Annotated in this window: 16 protein-coding genes; 5 read left to right on the top strand and 11 right to left on the bottom strand. The window is 72.4% G+C overall.

The genetic code is table 11. The features are described 5' to 3' along the window. Positions 1-35: 35 nt before the first annotated feature. Together ACGFZW_RS29925 and ACGFZW_RS29920 are read right to left on the bottom strand one after the other, a co-directional pair. Positions 36-650, bottom strand: coding sequence for a DNA-3-methyladenine glycosylase I (locus tag ACGFZW_RS29925; protein WP_393896373.1), 615 nt, complete (start codon positions 648-650; stop codon positions 36-38). Then, a complete protein-coding gene (locus ACGFZW_RS29920; protein ID WP_393896372.1) occupies positions 647-1,162 on the bottom strand; it encodes a DivIVA domain-containing protein in 516 nt (171 codons plus the stop codon). The genes ACGFZW_RS29925 and ACGFZW_RS29920 overlap by 4 nt, the downstream gene beginning before the upstream one ends. Positions 1,163-1,254: 92 nt before the next feature. Between ACGFZW_RS29920 and folP the strand changes: the two genes are divergently transcribed. Next, positions 1,255-2,115, top strand: coding sequence for a dihydropteroate synthase (folP, locus tag ACGFZW_RS29915; protein ID WP_393896371.1), 861 nt, complete (start codon positions 1,255-1,257; stop codon positions 2,113-2,115). Between the two features lie 51 nt (positions 2,116-2,166). Here the strand turns inward: folP and ACGFZW_RS29910 are convergent, their stop codons facing one another. Together ACGFZW_RS29910 and dapE are read right to left on the bottom strand one after the other, a co-directional pair. After that, positions 2,167-2,916 carry a TIGR00730 family Rossman fold protein gene (locus ACGFZW_RS29910; protein WP_393896370.1) on the bottom strand — a complete coding sequence of 250 codons (750 nt, stop codon included), beginning with the start codon at positions 2,914-2,916 and terminating at the stop codon, positions 2,167-2,169. A gap of 124 nt (positions 2,917-3,040) precedes the next feature. After that, positions 3,041-4,141 (bottom strand): succinyl-diaminopimelate desuccinylase, encoded by a 1,101-nt coding sequence (gene dapE, locus ACGFZW_RS29905; RefSeq protein ID WP_393896369.1) that lies wholly within the window; start codon positions 4,139-4,141, stop codon positions 3,041-3,043. Between the two features lie 42 nt (positions 4,142-4,183). Here dapE and ACGFZW_RS29900 point away from each other — a divergent pair, with 42 nt between their 5' ends. After that, positions 4,184-5,125: a heavy metal transporter gene (locus ACGFZW_RS29900; protein ID WP_393896368.1), complete on the top strand. Its 942-nt coding sequence runs from the start codon at positions 4,184-4,186 to the stop codon at positions 5,123-5,125. A 302-nt stretch (positions 5,126-5,427) separates the two neighbouring features. Beyond that, a complete protein-coding gene (locus tag ACGFZW_RS29895) occupies positions 5,428-5,859 on the top strand; it encodes an ATP-binding protein (RefSeq protein WP_393896367.1) in 432 nt (143 codons plus the stop codon). A 92-nt stretch (positions 5,860-5,951) separates the two neighbouring features. On the opposite strand, the gene dapC is transcribed toward ACGFZW_RS29895, so the two are convergent. Further along, positions 5,952-7,049 (bottom strand): succinyldiaminopimelate transaminase, encoded by a 1,098-nt coding sequence (gene dapC / locus ACGFZW_RS29890; RefSeq protein WP_393896366.1) that lies wholly within the window; start codon positions 7,047-7,049, stop codon positions 5,952-5,954. 179 nt (positions 7,050-7,228) lie between these two features. Beyond that, positions 7,229-7,549, bottom strand: coding sequence for a ferredoxin (fdxA, locus tag ACGFZW_RS29885; protein ID WP_030573070.1), 321 nt, complete (start codon positions 7,547-7,549; stop codon positions 7,229-7,231). Positions 7,550-7,689: 140 nt separating this feature from the next. Between fdxA and ACGFZW_RS29880 the strand changes: the two genes are divergently transcribed. After that, positions 7,690-8,700 carry a GNAT family N-acetyltransferase gene (locus ACGFZW_RS29880; protein WP_393896365.1) on the top strand — a complete coding sequence of 337 codons (1,011 nt, stop codon included), beginning with the start codon at positions 7,690-7,692 and terminating at the stop codon, positions 8,698-8,700. Positions 8,701-8,716: 16 nt separating this feature from the next. Beyond that, entirely contained in the window at positions 8,717-9,577 is an 861-nt protein-coding gene (locus tag ACGFZW_RS29875) for a tetratricopeptide repeat protein (RefSeq protein ID WP_393896364.1), read from the top strand. On the opposite strand, the gene ACGFZW_RS29870 is transcribed toward ACGFZW_RS29875, so the two are convergent. From ACGFZW_RS29870 to ACGFZW_RS29850, 5 genes are all read right to left on the bottom strand, one after another. Next, positions 9,570-10,748, bottom strand: coding sequence for a PP2C family protein-serine/threonine phosphatase (locus tag ACGFZW_RS29870; protein WP_393896363.1), 1,179 nt, complete (start codon positions 10,746-10,748; stop codon positions 9,570-9,572). The two genes, ACGFZW_RS29875 and ACGFZW_RS29870, sit on opposite strands and share 8 nt — an antisense overlap. A 204-nt stretch (positions 10,749-10,952) precedes the next feature. Further along, the gene (locus ACGFZW_RS29865) at positions 10,953-13,145 is read right to left on the bottom strand and encodes a hypothetical protein (protein ID WP_393896362.1); all 2,193 of its coding nucleotides are present in this window, start codon (positions 13,143-13,145) and stop codon (positions 10,953-10,955) included. 215 nt (positions 13,146-13,360) lie between these two features. Further along, positions 13,361-13,864 (bottom strand): DUF6113 family protein, encoded by a 504-nt coding sequence (locus ACGFZW_RS29860; protein WP_393896361.1) that lies wholly within the window; start codon positions 13,862-13,864, stop codon positions 13,361-13,363. Further along, the gene (mshB, locus tag ACGFZW_RS29855) at positions 13,861-14,814 is read right to left on the bottom strand and encodes an N-acetyl-1-D-myo-inositol-2-amino-2-deoxy-alpha-D-glucopyranoside deacetylase (RefSeq protein ID WP_393896360.1); all 954 of its coding nucleotides are present in this window, start codon (positions 14,812-14,814) and stop codon (positions 13,861-13,863) included. The genes ACGFZW_RS29860 and mshB overlap by 4 nt, the downstream gene beginning before the upstream one ends. 97 nt (positions 14,815-14,911) lie before the next feature. Then, positions 14,912-15,106, bottom strand: a complete 195-nt coding sequence (locus ACGFZW_RS29850; protein ID WP_393896359.1) for a hypothetical protein — start codon at positions 15,104-15,106, stop codon at positions 14,912-14,914. Between the last annotated feature and the right edge of the window lie 214 nt (positions 15,107-15,320).

Here is a 15,320-nt window from a genome sequence, read left to right as displayed (position 1 = left end):
GCCGGTCGGCTCGGTCACCGGGCCCTCGCCCCCGCTCACCCCCCGGCTCGTCCCGCCGCCTCCGTCGTGGCGCGGGCGTGGCAGTCCGCCAAGTGGTCGTTGACCAGGCCGCAGGCCTGCATCATGGCGTACGCCGTCGTGGGGCCGACGAAGCGGAAGCCGCGCTTCTTGAGGTCCTTGGCGAGTGCTGTCGACTCCGGGGTGACCGGCTGGAGGTCGGCGAGGGTGCGGGGCGCCGGGCGATCGGCCCGGTCCGGGGCGTAGGACCAGATGAGGGCGTCGAGTTCGCCGGGGGTCAGCTCGGCGGCGACCTTGGCGTTGTTGATCGTTGCGGCGATCTTGGCGCGGTTGCGGATGATGCCGGGGTCGGCGAGCAGCCGTTCGGCGTCGGCGTCGGTGAAGCGCGCCACCTCGGGGATGCGGAACCCTGCGAACGCGGCGCGGAAGCCGGGACGGCGGCGCAGGATCGTGATCCAGGACAGCCCGGACTGGAAGGCCTCCAGGCTCATCCGTTCGAAGAGGGCATCGTCGCCATGGACGGGCAGACCCCATTCGGTGTCGTGATACTCGCGGTAGTCGGCCATCCGCTCGCCTTCCATGCCCCAGGGGCAGCGGGGAACGCCGTCCGGAGCCGTCACCACGCCGCTCACGACCGCTCCTCACCCTCGGCGCCGTCACGGCCGTCAGGGGCTTCGGAGGGGCCGGAAGGCTGCGGGGCCCCACTGCCGGGCTGCGCGTCCGCCACGGGACCGCCTGCGGGCCGTGCGTCCTCCACCGGGCCCGGTGGGACGGGGCCAGGCGGAAAGGGGCCGGGCGCGCCTCCCTGGCCGGCTCCGCGGGCCTGCATGGCCGCGGCGTGCGCGCCGGCCAGCGCGGATTCCAGCTCGGCGATACGGGCGTCGCGCTCCGCCAGCTCGGCGCCGAGGCGGTCGAGGACGTCGTCGACGTCCGACATGTGGTACCCGCGGACCGTCACGGGCAGGCGGACGGCCTCGATGTCGGCGCGCGCCACCGGGCGCTCCGCCGGCAGCGGGTCGTAGAGCCGGTCCGGCGCGGCGTCGCGCAGCCCGCCGCCGTCACCGTCGCCGTCACCGCCGCCCACGACGACGAGCGTGACCGCCGCGACGACCACGACCATCGCGATCAGCAAGAACCAGAACACGACCAACTCCCCGAACTGTGCGCCTGCACTGATCGTGCCATGCGGGTGTGACAGTTAGGGTCGCTGGCGGACCACGGAGAAGGAGTCAAGGAATGCTGCGGCTGGGGAATCGCGAGTTCGGCGCGCACGAGCCGGTGATCATGGCGATCGTGAACAGGACGCCGGACTCCTTTTACGACCAGGGCGCCACGTTCCGCGACGAGCCCGCGCTCGCCCGTGTCGAGCAGGCGGTGGCCGAGGGTGCCGCGATCATCGACATCGGCGGCGTCAAGGCCGGCCCCGGCGAGGAGGTGAGCGCCGAGGAGGAGGCGCGCCGCACGGTCGGGTTCGTGGCCGAGGTGCGCAGGCGTCACCCGGATGTGGTGATCAGCGTCGACACCTGGCGGCACGACGTCGGCGAGGCGGTCTGCGAGGCGGGCGCCGATCTGCTCAACGACGCCTGGGGCGGCGTCGATCCGAAGCTCGCTGAGGTCGCGGCGCGGCACGACGTCGGCCTGGTGTGCACGCACGCGGGCGGTGCCGAGCCGCGTACCCGCCCGCACCGGGTGACGTACGAGGACGTCATGGCAGACATCCTGCGGGTGACGCTCGGACTTGCCGAGCGGGCCGTGGAGTTGGGTGTCCGGCGGGACGCGATCATGATCGATCCGGGGCACGACTTCGGGAAGAACACCCGGCACAGCCTGGAGGCGACCCGCCGGCTCGGCGAGATGGCGGAGACCGGCTGGCCGGTGCTGGTCTCGCTGTCCAACAAGGACTTCGTGGGCGAGACGCTGGACAGGCCGGTCAAGGAACGGGTGCTCGGCACCCTGGCGACGACCGCGGTGTCGGCCTGGCTGGGCGCGCAGGTCTACCGCGTCCACGAGGTCGCCGAGACCCGGCAGGTGCTGGACATGGTGGCGTCGATCGCCGGTCACCGGCCCCCGGCGGTCGCCCGCCGGGGACTGGCCTGAGGCCGATTCCGGGGCCGGAGGCGAGCGTCTTCGGCCCGCGGCGGCCCGCTCTCAGGCGCCGACCTCCTTGGTCACCAGCGCGACCGCCTCGTCGACGTCATCGCTGAGGTGGAAGAGGTCCAGGTCGCGCATGGACGCCTTGCCCTGGGCGATGAGGGTGCCGCGCAGCCAGTCGACCAGCCCGCTCCAGTAGGACGTGCCGAACAGCACGATCGGGAAGCGGGTGACCTTCTGCGTCTGGACGAGGGTGAGCGCCTCGAACAGCTCGTCCAGGGTGCCCATCCCGCCGGGCAGCACCACGAAGCCGCTGGCGTACTTCACGAAGCAGGTCTTGCGGACGAAGAAGTAGCGGAAGTCGACCCCGAGGTTGACGTATTCGTTGAGGCCCTGCTCGAAGGGCAGCTCGATGCCGAGGCCGACGGAGACCCCGCCCGCCTCGTGGGCGCCCTTGTTGGCGGCCTTCATGGCGCCGGGCCCGCCACCGGTGATCACCGCGAACCCGGCCTCGACCAGGGCCCGTCCGATGCGCACCCCGGCGTCCCACTCCGCCGAGCCCGGTGCGGTTCGGGCCGAGCCGAAGACGCTGATGGCCGGGCCGAGCTCGGCCAGCGCCCCGAAGCCCTCGACGAACTCCGCCTGGATGCGCATCACGCGCCACGGGTCGGTGTGCACCCACTCGGAGGGGCCCGCGGTGTCCAGCAGCCGCTGGTCCGTGGTGCTGCCCTGCACCTGCCCGCGTCGGCGCAGGACGGGACCCAGCCGCTGCTCCTCCGGGGTCGGTTCACCCTCGAGGTCGGCCATGATGTGCTCCCTCCGCTGACAGATCGTTTGCCGCATCAGCGTAGATCCACGGACGCGCGGCGCAGGGGAATTCGGCCGGTGGACGACCCGCAGGTGAGCGTCGCGGGCGGACGCCCGGGGCCACTCAGTCCGTGAGCCAGGCGCGCAGCCGCTCCTCGCAGTGCAGGATCCGGTCGACCTCGACCCGCTCGTCCTTCTTGTGCGCGAGAAGGGAGTAGCCGGGGCCGTAATTGACGGCGGGGACGCCGAGCGAGCTGAAGCGGGAGACGTCGGTCCAGCCGAATTTGGGCATCGCGGTGCCGCCGACGGACTCCATGAACGCCTTCGCGGCAGGGTGGGACAGGCCGGGCAGCGCGCCCGGGGAGTGATCGTCGACGATGAACTCGTCCACCGGGCAGTCCGCGAAGACCTCGCGGACGTGGGCCAGCGCCTCGTCGGGGGTGCGGTCGGGCGCGTAGCGGAAGTTGACGGTGACGGTGCAGGCGTCCGGGATGACGTTGTTGGCGACCCCGGCCTCGACGCGGACCGCGTTCAGTCCCTCGCGGAACTCCAGGCCGTCGATCACCGGGCGGCGCGGTTCGTAGGCGGCGAGCTTCGCCAGGATCGGCGCGGCGGCGTGGATGGCGTTGGCGCCCATCCAGCTGCGCGCGGAGTGGGCCCGCTCCCCGGTGGTGCGCAGCAGGACCCGCAGGGTCCCCTGGCAGCCGCCCTCCACCTGGCCGTCGGAGGGCTCCAGGAGGACGGCGAAGTCGCCGGTCAGCCAGTCCGGGTGCGCGTCCGCGACGTGGCCGAGGCCGTTGAGGTGCGCCGCGACCTCCTCGTTGTCGTAGAAGACGAAGGTCAGGTCGCGGTTGGGTGCGGGCACGGTGGCGGCCATGCGCAGCTGGACGGCCACGCCCGACTTCATGTCGCAGGTGCCGCAGCCCCACAGGACGCCGTTCTCGTCGAGCCGGGAAGGGACATTGGGGGGGTTGTCCGCGATCGGCACGGTGTCGAGGTGTCCGGCGAGCACCACGCGCTCGGCGCGGCCCAGGTTCGTGCGGGCCACGACGTTGTTGCCGTACCGGTCGACGGTCAGGTGCGGCAGCGCCCGCAGGGCGTGCTCGACGGCGTCGGCGAGGTCCTTCTCGTTCCCGCTCTCGGACGGGAAGTCGACGAGCTGCGCGGTGAGCGCGGCGGCGTCGAGGGAGAGGTCGAGGGCGGCGTGGTGTGTGGAGCGCTCCATGGGGCCGACCCTATCCGGCGGCCCTCCAGTACGGTGGGCTGCGTGTCCGCCCAGCCCAAGGTCCCCGTCCGCCGCAAGCGCCTCTGGCGTACCGGCGCCGCTTTCGCCGTGCTGATCGGGCTGGCCGCGTATCTGCTGGTGCAGTACGTCACGGGCGGCCCGGGCGCGCCGCGCTGCACGGTGCGTGCCGAAGGGGACGCGAAGGGGTACGAGCTCTCCCCCGAGCAGGCCGCGAACGCCGCGACGATCTCGGCCGTGGCGTCCTCGCGCGGGCTGCCGGAGCGGGCGCGGACGATCGCGCTTGCGACGGCGATGCAGGAGTCGGGGCTGCGCAACATCGACTTCGGCGACCGGGATTCGGTCGGCCTGTTCCAGCAGCGGCCGTCGCAGGACTGGGGCACGGTGAAGCAGATCATGGACCCGGTGTACGCGGCCGGGGAGTTCTACACCCACCTGGCGAAGGTCCCGGGCTACTCCCGGCTGCCGCTGACCGTCGCCGCCCAGAAGGTGCAGCGCAGCGGCTACCCGCAGGCGTACGCCAAGCACGAGGTGAATGCCGCCCGGCTGACCGGCGCGCTGACCGGCCGGGACGGCGCGGCGATGACGTGCACCCAGAGCCGTCCGGTGAACGGTCAGGCGGGCGACGTGGCGGCGGTCCGGGCGAAGCTGGCCCGGGATTTCGGTCCCGAGGTGCTGCCGCGGACGGACGGCGCGGGCGGTCGCGGCGCGAGTGGCGGGCGCGGCGTGACGGTGCCGGTGCGGCAGGCCGGGGTGGGGACCGACGGCGGGGGCCCGAAGCGGGGCTGGGAATTGGCGATGTGGGCGATGGCCCACTCCGCCGAGCTGCGTATCGAACAGATCTCTTACGCCGGTCGGACGTGGATCGCGGCCGATGCGGGGAAGGGCTGGCAGAAGAAGCCGGCCGGTTCCGAGGAGTCCGCGGGGCGCTCCGCGAGTGACGTTCGTATCATCACCGCGCAATAGTCCGAGGGTTCCCCCGAAAGGGGCGCGGGCAGCAATTCCCCTTCCCTGTGCGGGAGTTCACCGCCCCAGGCCGGGCATTTCCATCAATTCCCTTGTCATACAAGGGCCGTGACGTTTCCGCACGCCGGCTCGCCTTGCGCATATTGCCCGTCTTCATCCAGGACTGATTATGTGACGCGTTACCAACTCTTTACCTGAGTTGACCGCAACCTTCGGGGATCTGACGCGGTAGTCAGTGCGTCCGCCAGGCGGACATGGCACATCTGTCAGAAGTACGAGTCCCTCTCCGTAAAAGGAGCACCATGTCCCTCCCCGTTACGCGTCGGATCGCCCGAGCCGCCCTGCTCGTCGCCGCAGGCGCCGCTCCCGTGGTCGCAGTGGCCGGTACCGCGAACGCCGCGGACCAGACCAAGGCAGCCGACCTGGGCGGACTGACCCAGCTGGACTCCGCGAGTGAGACCCTCAACGGCGCCGTCAAGGACGGCGGCGGCCTGCTGAACTCGGTCGGCGAGACGGCCGCCGGAGAGCTCGCCCCCGCGGCCGTCAAGGCCACCGGCCCCCTGATCGGGGACGCGGCTCCCGCCGCGCACAAGGCCGCCACGTTCGCGCAGGCCGAGGTCGCCAAGCACGCCAAGGACGGTTCGGCGACCGACGCGATGCCCACCAACGCCCCCCAGGGCCTGGTCTCCGTCCCGGTCCAGGGGCTGCTCGGCGGTATCCCGATCGGCGGCTGAGTCACCGGTCGCGCACGCGACGCGCAGGGGCCCGGGGAGTTCACACTCCCCGGGCCCCTGCGCGTGCGGTCCGCCCGTCGGCGGTCAGCGCGTCATTCCGCGAGGCGGCGCACCGCGGCGTCCACCCGCTCGTCGGTGGCGGTGAAGGCGACCCGTACGAACCGCTCCCCCGCGCTTCCGTAGAACTCGCCCGGAGCGACCAGGATGCCGCGCTTGGCGAGATCGCCGACGGTGTCCCAACAGGGCTCGTCGCGGGTCGCCCAGAGGTAGAGCGAGCCTTCGCTGTGCTCGATGCGGAAGCCGGCGGCCTCCAGGGCGGTGCGCAGGGCGGCGCGGCGGCGGGCGTAGCGCTCGCGCTGCTCCGCGACGTGCTCGACATCGCCCAGCGCCGCGACCGTGGCGGACTGGACGGGCGCCGCGACCATCATTCCGCCGTGCTTGCGGATCTGCAGCAGCTCGCCGAGGACGGCGGCGTCACCCGCGAGGAAGGCGGCGCGGTAGCCGGCGAGGTTGGAGCGCTTGGAGAGCGAGTGGACGGCGACGATGCCCTCCAGGGAGCCGCCGCAGACGTCCGGGTGCAGCACCGAGACCGGGTCGGCCTCCCAGCCCAGTTCGAGGTAGCACTCGTCGCTGAAGAGCAGCACGCCGTGCTCGCGGGCCCAGGCGACGGTGCGGCGCAGCTCGTCCGCGCTCAGCACCCGGCCGGTGGGGTTGGACGGGGAGTTCAGCCAGAGCAGCTTCAGACCCGCCGGGTCGAGGTCGGTGGGGTCGTCGTAGACGACCGGCTCGGCTCCGGCGAGCCGGGCCCCCACCTCGTACGTCGGGTAGGCCAGGCGCGGGTAGCCGACCTTGTCGCCGGGGCCCAGGCCGAGCTGGGTCGGCAGCCAGGCCACCAGCTCCTTGGAGCCGACGATCGGCAGCACGTTGGTGTGCTCGACGCCGCGGGCGCCCAGGCGGTCGGTGACCCAGGCGGTGAGCGCGTCACGCAGGGCGGGCGTCCCCCACACGGTCGGATAGCCGGGGCTGTCCGCCGCGTCGGTCAGGGCCTGCCGGATCACCGCGGGCACGGGGTCGACCGGGGTGCCGACGGACAGGTCGACGATGCCGTCGGCGTGTGCGGCGGCCGTGGTCTTGTACGGCTCCAGCCGGTCCCACGGGAAGACGGGGAGGCGGGATGAGACTGCGCCCACGATGCTCTCTTTCTCGGACGGGGCTGACGCGGGACGACGGCGGGAAACGCCTCGGTCCCGTACGGGGAGCCGTACGGGACCGGGCGGCGCCGTGCGACCTGCCCCGGCGAAGGCCGGGGTATCCCCAACGACCTCGGAGGCGAGAGGGAGCGGGCGGCTCCCTCTCGATCCTCTGATCGTTACTGGTTCTGCGGCGGCAGCGCTGCGATGAAGGCGTGGTCGCGCTCGATCAGGCCGAGCTTGCTGGCGCCCCCGGGCGAGCCGAGCTCGTCGAAGAACTCCACGTTCGCCTTGTAGTAGTCCTTCCACTCCTCCGGGGTGTCGTCCTCGTAGAAGATCGCCTCAACCGGGCACACCGGCTCACAGGCCCCACAGTCGACGCATTCGTCCGGGTGGATGTACAAGGACCGGGAGCCCTCGTAGATGCAGTCGACGGGGCACTCCTCGATGCATGCCTTGTCCTTGACGTCGACACAAGGCTGCGCGATGACGTAGGTCACGCTGTCGTTCCTCCTCGGTAGGGCCGGCGGACCGATTGGCAGTACCGCCGCAGGGCGCGCGGGAGCGCGGCGTCGTCGATGCCCGCCACCTAGTATCTCCGTTCCCGGGCGTGGGACGAACAAGAGGGGCGGGTAGAGCGATGGAATTCATGACCGGTGGTCGTGCGGAAGTCCGCATCACCCTTGCTGACGTGGGAAAAAGGGTATCGGTTCGCCGCCTGACCGGCGGTGGAGCGGGAGAGCCGGCGTTCACGGATGCGGTCGGGGTTCTCACATCGTGGGACGAGGGTGTGCTGAGCATCACACGTCGCTCTGGTGAGACGGTCAGGATCGACGAATCTTCGCTGGTCGCCGCCAAGGTCGTACCCGCCGAGCCGGCGCGCAGACGCGGCCCGGCGGCCGGGGTTCGTGAGCTGCAGGAGGTCGCAGCCCGCGGATGGCCGGCCATTGAGACGGAACGTCTCGGAGAATGGACGCTGCGGGCCGCCGGGGGCTTCACGCGGCGTGCCAATTCGGTTCTTCCCCTCGGCGACCCCGGGCTGCCGCTCGATGCCGCGCTGGAACACGTCAAGCAGTGGTACGGCGAGCGCGGGCTGCCCGCGGTCATCGTCGTCCCCACCGGACGGACGGACGCGGACGAGACGCTGGCGGCGGAGCTGGCGGGGCGCGGCTGGACCGATGAGCGGCACACCACGTTTCGTGTCGCCGCCCTCGCCCCGCTCGCCGACGCCGCCGCGGACATCGGCCGCGTCTCCCTCGCCCGGGAGCCGGACGCGGACTGGCTGGCCATGTACAACCGCACCGACGAGGCCACCGCGGAGGTGTGGAAGGTGCTGACCGGAGGGCCCTCGGTGTGGTTCGCGAAGGTCCCCGGCGCGGACGGCCGGACGGCGGCGATCGGCCGTCTGGTGGTCGACGGCCGCTGGGCGGGCTTCGCCGCCGTCGAGGTGGCCCCGGCGCAGCGGCGCAGCGGGTTCGCGACCCTCGTGATGGCCGCGCTCGCCGAGCGGGCCCTGCAGGAGGGCGCCTCGGCGGCGTACCTCCAGGTCGAGGCCGACAACGCCGGGGCGCGTGCGCTGTACGACCGGCTCGGCTTCACCGACCACCACGGCTACCACTACCGGCGCGCCCTTCCCGGCGACGCCCGCTGACCGGGATTTCTCTGCCATGTCCGACGAACCCCGTCCGAAGCCGGACGGCGCCCGTGAGGAGCGGCGGCGGCAGTTCGCCGAGGCCGCCCGCGAGGAACGGCCCGACCTCGCCGTGCTGTGCCTGCTGATCGCCGCCGAGGCCGATCCCGCGCTGGACGAGGCGGCCATGGCCGCCGCACAGATCGAGCTGGACCGGCTGGCCGGCGAGCTGCCGTACGCGCCCACCGGTGGCGCCGGGGCCTGGGCCCGCAATCTCGCCGAGCTGCTCGGCGAGCGCTGCGGATTCCGCGGCGCCGCCGGCGACTATCGGCGGCTGGAGTCGTCGCTGCTGCACGAGGTGCTGCGGCGCCGGCGCGGCCTGCCGATCCTGCTCTCGGTGGTGTGGATGGAGGTGGCGCGACGGGCCGGGGCACCGGTCTACGGCATGGGCCTGCCCGGCCACTTCGTCGTCGGCTTCGGCGATCCGTACGGCGTCCACGTGCTGGCCGATCCGTTCGACGGCGGGCACCCCCTCACCGAGGAGGACGCATCGGTGCTGGTCGCGGGCGCGACCGGAGAGGCGCTGACCGGGCCGATGCCGGCCCCTGCCACGCCGCTGGACATCGTGCTGCGCATCCTCAACAACATCCGGGCCTGGGCGCAGGCCAGGCCGGAGCACAGCGCGGTGCAGCTCTGGGCGCTGGAGCTGTCGCTGCTGCTGCCGAGCCATCCGGCGCGGCTGCGTCTGGAACGTGCCCAGTTGCTGGTGCAGCGCGGTGAGTTCCTCGCGGGGGCGGCGGAACTGGAGGAGTACGCGCTGGTGGTGGAGGCGGTCGAGCCGGCCACCGCCCTCGCGCTCCGCCGGCAGGCCGCCACCGCCCGCGCCATGCTCAATTGATCCGCGGGGCGGAGGGCGGGGGCGCCTGGCGGCGGGGGGCCGCAGCGTCCGCGGCACCGTCCGTCCGCAGGCTCTTACCTGTCGTCCCGGCGACCGGCGTACGGCGGATGATCAGTGCGGTCGCATCGTCCTTGAGGTCACCGTCGGTGAACTCCTCAAGGTCGGCCCGGAGGGTGCGGGCCAGTTCGGCCGGCTCCAGCTCCGTCCAGGCGGCCAGCCGGTCGCCCAGCGGGTAGAACTCCCCGTCCCGGCCGCGTGCCTCGGTGACCCCGTCCGTGCAGAGCACCACCCAGTCGTCGGGCCGGGGGTGCACCCGTACGCTCCGCCGCGGTTCGCCGCTCAGGGTTCCGAGGCCCAGCGGCAGCCAGCCCTCGCCGTCCGTGCGTTCGTGGACTTCGGCGTCGCGCACCAGGTAGTAGGGGATGTGCCCGCAGGACAGCACCCGGCCGTCCTCCTGGCCGCGCACCTCCATCAGCAGCGCGGTGACGAAGCGTTCGTCGGTGCCCTGCTCGGCCGATCGGGTGTTGTAGCGGGTCAGGGCGCGCTCCATGCGTTCGGCGACCGACTCCAGGGACTCCTGGTAGTGCGCGGCCTCCCGGAAGGAGGCCAGGACCTCCAGGCCCGCGCCGATGGCGGGCATGCCCTTGCCCTGAACGTCGCCGATCATCAGGCGCAGCCCGTGGGGCGTCTCGACGGCCTCGTAGATGTCACCGCCGACGCGGGCGCCCTCCTGCGCCGAGACGTAGAAGCCGAACGCCTCGAACGGTCCGGCGCGCAGGGGCAGCTCCCGGAGCATGGCGCGCTGCACCGTGTCGGCGACGAGGCGGGTACGGGCGTGCAGCGCCTCGCGCTGCAGCCGGGTGCGGCACAGCACCACGGAGAAGAGGGCCACCAGGAACGCCCCGAATATCCCCACGACCCTGCTGGCCGGGGCCCAGTCGGGCACCGTCAGGATGTCCACATACGTCAGGCACACCGCGTAGACCGCTCCGACGACGAGCGTCCAGCGGAAGGAGCAGCGCAGTGCGGCGACCAGCGGGGCGACGCCGAGGAACGCCGAGATGTGCAGCTCAGGACCGGTCGTCGCGTCCAGAACCGTCACGATGAGGACGGCGAGGATCAGCAGCAGGGCCGGGTAGCGGCCACTGTCCGGGGGGCGGGTGGCAGGCATAACACTTCCAGCCTGCGGGACGTCGCCCGACACCGCACAGGGGCGAGGATCCCGGCGGGGTGAGCGGGGCGGTCCGCGCCTGTCCCCGCCCTCCGCGCGTCAGCCCCGGGCGGAACGGGGGCACGGCAGCGGGCCCCCGGTTCCGCCGGCGTGTGCCGAGGAACCCGAGGGCCCGCTGCCTGCGATGACCGCCTGGTGGCGCGCTCAGCTGCCGTTCGTCTCGATGGTCTGGATCCGCTCGGCGGGGGTCCGCCCGAGCAGCGCCTTGCCCACCGCGCTCGCCACCTCTTCGACGCTGACCGGGTGCCGGGAGCCGTCGCCCTTGGTGACCGTGATGCCGTTGAAGGTGTCGCCGTAGAGCTGCTTGAGCGCGGGCCGGTCGTAGTAGGGCACCAGAGCGCCGTCCACGATCTTGAAGGACAGGAACTTCGGGATCGACTTCTGCGGGCTGAAGGAGACCGTGTGGGTCGCATCCGTGCGGACCGTCACGAGCCCGGACATCGCCGGCTCGGCGAACTGCTTCATCGCCCGGTCCACCGCAGCCTTGCCGACCTTGGGCTGCTGCATGCCGGCGGCCAGCACCACCGGGGCGTCTGTGCCGGTCTCGGCGCGTTGGCGGTAGGCCTCGGCGACCTTGGCCTTGGACGAATCGACGTCGATCGACTTGTACGGCGAGCCGTAGTGCGGCACCGCCTTGCCGTTGCGGAAGACGATCCCGCCGTCCTTGGCGGCGCTCGCGGAGCCCGCGGCGTTCTGCAGCGCGATCTCCAGCTTCTCGTCGTCGACGATCATGGCGGGCTTGGCCGTGCGGGTACCGCCGAAGAGCGAGCCGATGACGGAGACCGGGTTGTAGTCCCGGCCGGCGGCGTTGCGGACCGTCGTCTGGGTGTCGACGTCCAGGCCCGCGCGGGCCGGCTGGAGCGTCTGGGACCTGCCGTCGACGGTGAGCTTCAGCGGCTCGTCACGGCGGTCCTTGAGCGCCGCCTCCAGCCGCTTGACCGCCTCTTCCTTGGTGGTGCCGCCGATGTCCACACCGAGCACGGTGGTGCCGTTGGGCACATCGGCGTGGTCCAGCAGCAGGCCCGCGCCGTAGGCGATACCCGCGAGGACCACGACGCCGACGCCCACGAGGACGATCTTGTTGCGGCCCTTCTTGGGCGGGTTGATCGGCTCGGGGATCTTGGGACGCGGCGGCGGAGCGGCGCTCTCTCCCGGACCGGAGCCACCGGCGGCGAACGCCGGACCGTCCGCCCCCGGGACCTTCGGGATGCCGCTGACGAGGGTGTCGCCGGAGACCCTGCCGTGCGAGCCGGTGCCGCCGCGCGCGGCGTCGCGGTCGTCCGCGGGGCCGCCCTTCGGACCGGTGGCCCGCCCGCCGGCGATGCCGCCGGTGACACCGATGCCGCTGCCCGGTCCGGTCAGGGAGGCGGGAGGCTGCGGGGTGAGCTCGGCGGTGTCGTCGACGCGCGGGGCGCCGCCGGGGCCCGCCGCGGGGTCGCTGAACCCGGGCGGGAGGTTGAGTGCGGAGTCGCCGCGCGCCGGGCCCGTCGTCGGTCCGCTCGGGGCGGGAGCGTCGAACGGGCTGTGATCACGCGTGGGACCGCTGCCCCCGTCGAACGGCGAACCGCCGCCCCGGGAGGCGCCACTGTCGAACGGCGTACCGCCGCCCTGCGCGCCACCGCCGTCGAAGGGCGAGGCGCCGTCGAACGGCGAACCGCCCTGGGATGCGCCACCGTCGAACGGCGAACCGCCACCTTGCGGGGCACCGCCGTCGAACGGCGAACCGCCGCTCTGCGGGGCCTGGCTGTCCGAGAAGTAGGGCAGATCGGGGCGCTGCGGGGGCTTCGATCCGGACGGCCTGCGCGGCGGCGTCGTACCGGACGCGCCGAGCGGGCGCGGGGTCTGACCGCCAGCGGGGGGCGGCGGCGCCGCGTGCGACCCGGTGGTCGACGACGAGCCGGCGGGCCCGGCCTTGCGCGGCGCGAACCAGTCGCTGGTCTTCTCGGACGGGCCGCCCGCGGGGGCTCCGTCCGACGAAGCGCCGGGCCGCGGGGTGCTGGCGGTGCGTTCCGCGTTCCGCTCGCTTCCGCGCGGGGGGCGGGGCGTTCCGCGGGACCCGGCGGCGCCGCCGGAACCAGCCGATCCGTTCATGCCGGACTCCTCACCGACGGGCTTGCGCACGACGACCGGCGGGATGGGGCGCGACCCCGGAATGTTGATCTTGATCCGCGTCGTCAGCGTGGTCTCGGTCTTGGGCTCCGCCGGTTGCGCAGCGGCACCGGCCGCCGACTCGTCGGCTTCTCTCCTGGGCGAGCCGTAAGGCGGCGTCCCCGACGGGTACGCGGCTCCGCCACGGCCCTGGGGGCCGGAGGACGAACTGTCAGATTCACGACTCAAAGCAGGTTCTCCCGGTTGGCTCCGCCGCTCGTCAGAGATGATCCCCGACCTCAGGCCGGGAGGTGCCCCCAGGGCGGCGCGGCGGCGCGCACCACCATACTGGCCGCCGCCTACGGACACCCGAAGAGCGTACGAACACCGACCGCACGGGCGAACCCCCGGCACCGGATTCGTTCGCGGCGACCCTCGGGCCGCAGGTCACGGTATGGGCCACGTCATCCGCCAACTCCGCCGTGGCGTACGCCCGTAGCCCTCATCCGGGCACTGGTGGCACAGATCACAGCCATCAGGATTCCGCCCAGCAGGAAGACGTACGAACCGATTCCCGCGCCGAAGAGGAAGTCACCCTCCGGCCGGTTCTCACCGAGCAGCAGGAAGATCGTCACCAGCCACGCGGCGCCCGGAACCAGGACCCCCGCGGTGGTGCCGGTCGCCCTGGCGCCACCGTAGAAGAGACCACCCGTTCCGGCCAGCGTCAACACCAATCCACCAGGGAGCCAGGCCGCTTGCAGGAGCGTCCCGGCCAGCCCGACGAGCACTGCCGCGACGAGCAGCAGGACGTACAGGGCAACCCGGCCGGGCGTCAGCGGGGCCGACAGCGCGGCGCTCGCGGTCGGGCGGACCGGACCGCCGGTCCCGGCTCCGGACGCGCCGCCGGCTCCGGCCCGCGACCGCTGACCGCCCCTGCCGGCGGACCCGCCGCCCTTCGCCGCACTCATTCCGCCGCCTCCTCGGTCCGGGCACGGCCATCCGTACCCGAAATACCAGCCATACCCGCCATTCCGCCGATTCCCGCAAAGAGATCGTCCTCGCGGGTGCCCTCGGCCGCTCCCGCGTCCCCCTGCACGAGCTGATAGTGCTCGGTGCGGAACATCGGCTGGCCCAGGTCGTTGGAGAGCGCGAAAAACGGTTCGGCCACGGCGATCTGGGTGTAATGCGCCCGCATCGCGGCGGTCTTCGCCGCCGCGTGGTCCGCGTCCCCGACGATGGACGCCGTGATCTCGTCGTCCGGAACCACACCCGGTACGTCGTCGGCCGAGGCGACGCCGGGGAAGGCGTGGCCTGCGGCGCGCAGCTGCTCCAGACCCTCCTCGACCACCGAACGGGAATTGCAGTTCCAGTAGATCTTCCCGATCGCGTGCGCCGGGCCCAGGCCGGGGCGGAAGTCCCCCTGCGCCGCCAGCTCCGCGCCACGCATCGCCACGCGGTGCGCCTGGATGTGGTCGGGGTGGCCGTAGCCGCCATTCGGGTCATAGGCGACCAGCACCTGGGGCCTGACCTCGCGGATGACGGCCACCAGATGAGCGGCGGCCTCGTCGAGTTCGGCCCGCCAGAAGGCGTTCGGCCGGTCGTTCTGGGGCGCGCCCATCATGCCGGAGTCGCGGTAGCGGCCCGGCCCGCCGAGGAAGCGGTGATCGGTGACGCCCAGGGCGGTCATCGCCGCGGCGAGTTCGCCGACGCGGTGCGGACCGAGAGTGTCGTCCCGATCGGGGGCGAGATGGGCGAGTTCGGGCGGAATGACCTCGCCCTCCTCGCCGCGCGTGCAGGTCACGAGCGTGACCAGCGCACCCTCGGCCGCGTACTTGGCCATGGTGACGCCGTTGTTGATCGACTCGTCGTCCGGGTGCGCGTGCACCAGCAGCAGACGACGGGCGGGAAGGTCGGTCATGGGGACAGCCTACGAGCCGCCCGGTCCGGATTCAGCACGTGATCCCGGTCGGCGGCCGTACGCCCGAACGATGTACGGGCGCCGGCCGACGAACGGCTCAGAACTTGATGTTGCCGAGCATTCCGGCGACGTTCGTCGTCAGTTGCTTGATCGTCGGAGCGATGGACGAGCTGGACAAGTAGAAGCCCAGCAGCATGCAGACGAATGCATGCCCGCCCTTCAACCCTGACTTCTTGACGAGCAAGAAGACGATGATCGCCAGCAGCACCACCGCCGAAATCGAGAGTGCCACGGCGGCTCACCTCCAAGTACGCATGGACCGGACAGAGTTGATGGTGCGCGACCGCCTCGACGGATCTCACACCGGGGTATGCCATGGGCTCTTTACCCCGTACCCATGACGCGCAAGGGATCATAACTTTCCGTCCGCGCGCATATGTCGGAGCACAGGAGCAGAAGAGGGGCGCACGCGGTCTTCGCGAGCGCGACCACGTGAGCCCCGACAC

The sequence above is a fragment of the Streptomyces sp. NPDC048248 genome (assembly GCF_043201875.1).
Taxonomy (GTDB): Bacteria; Actinomycetota; Actinomycetes; order Streptomycetales; family Streptomycetaceae; genus Streptomyces.
The sequence above is the reverse complement of the archived record's forward strand: the minus strand, read 5'-3'. Positions and strand labels throughout refer to the sequence as shown.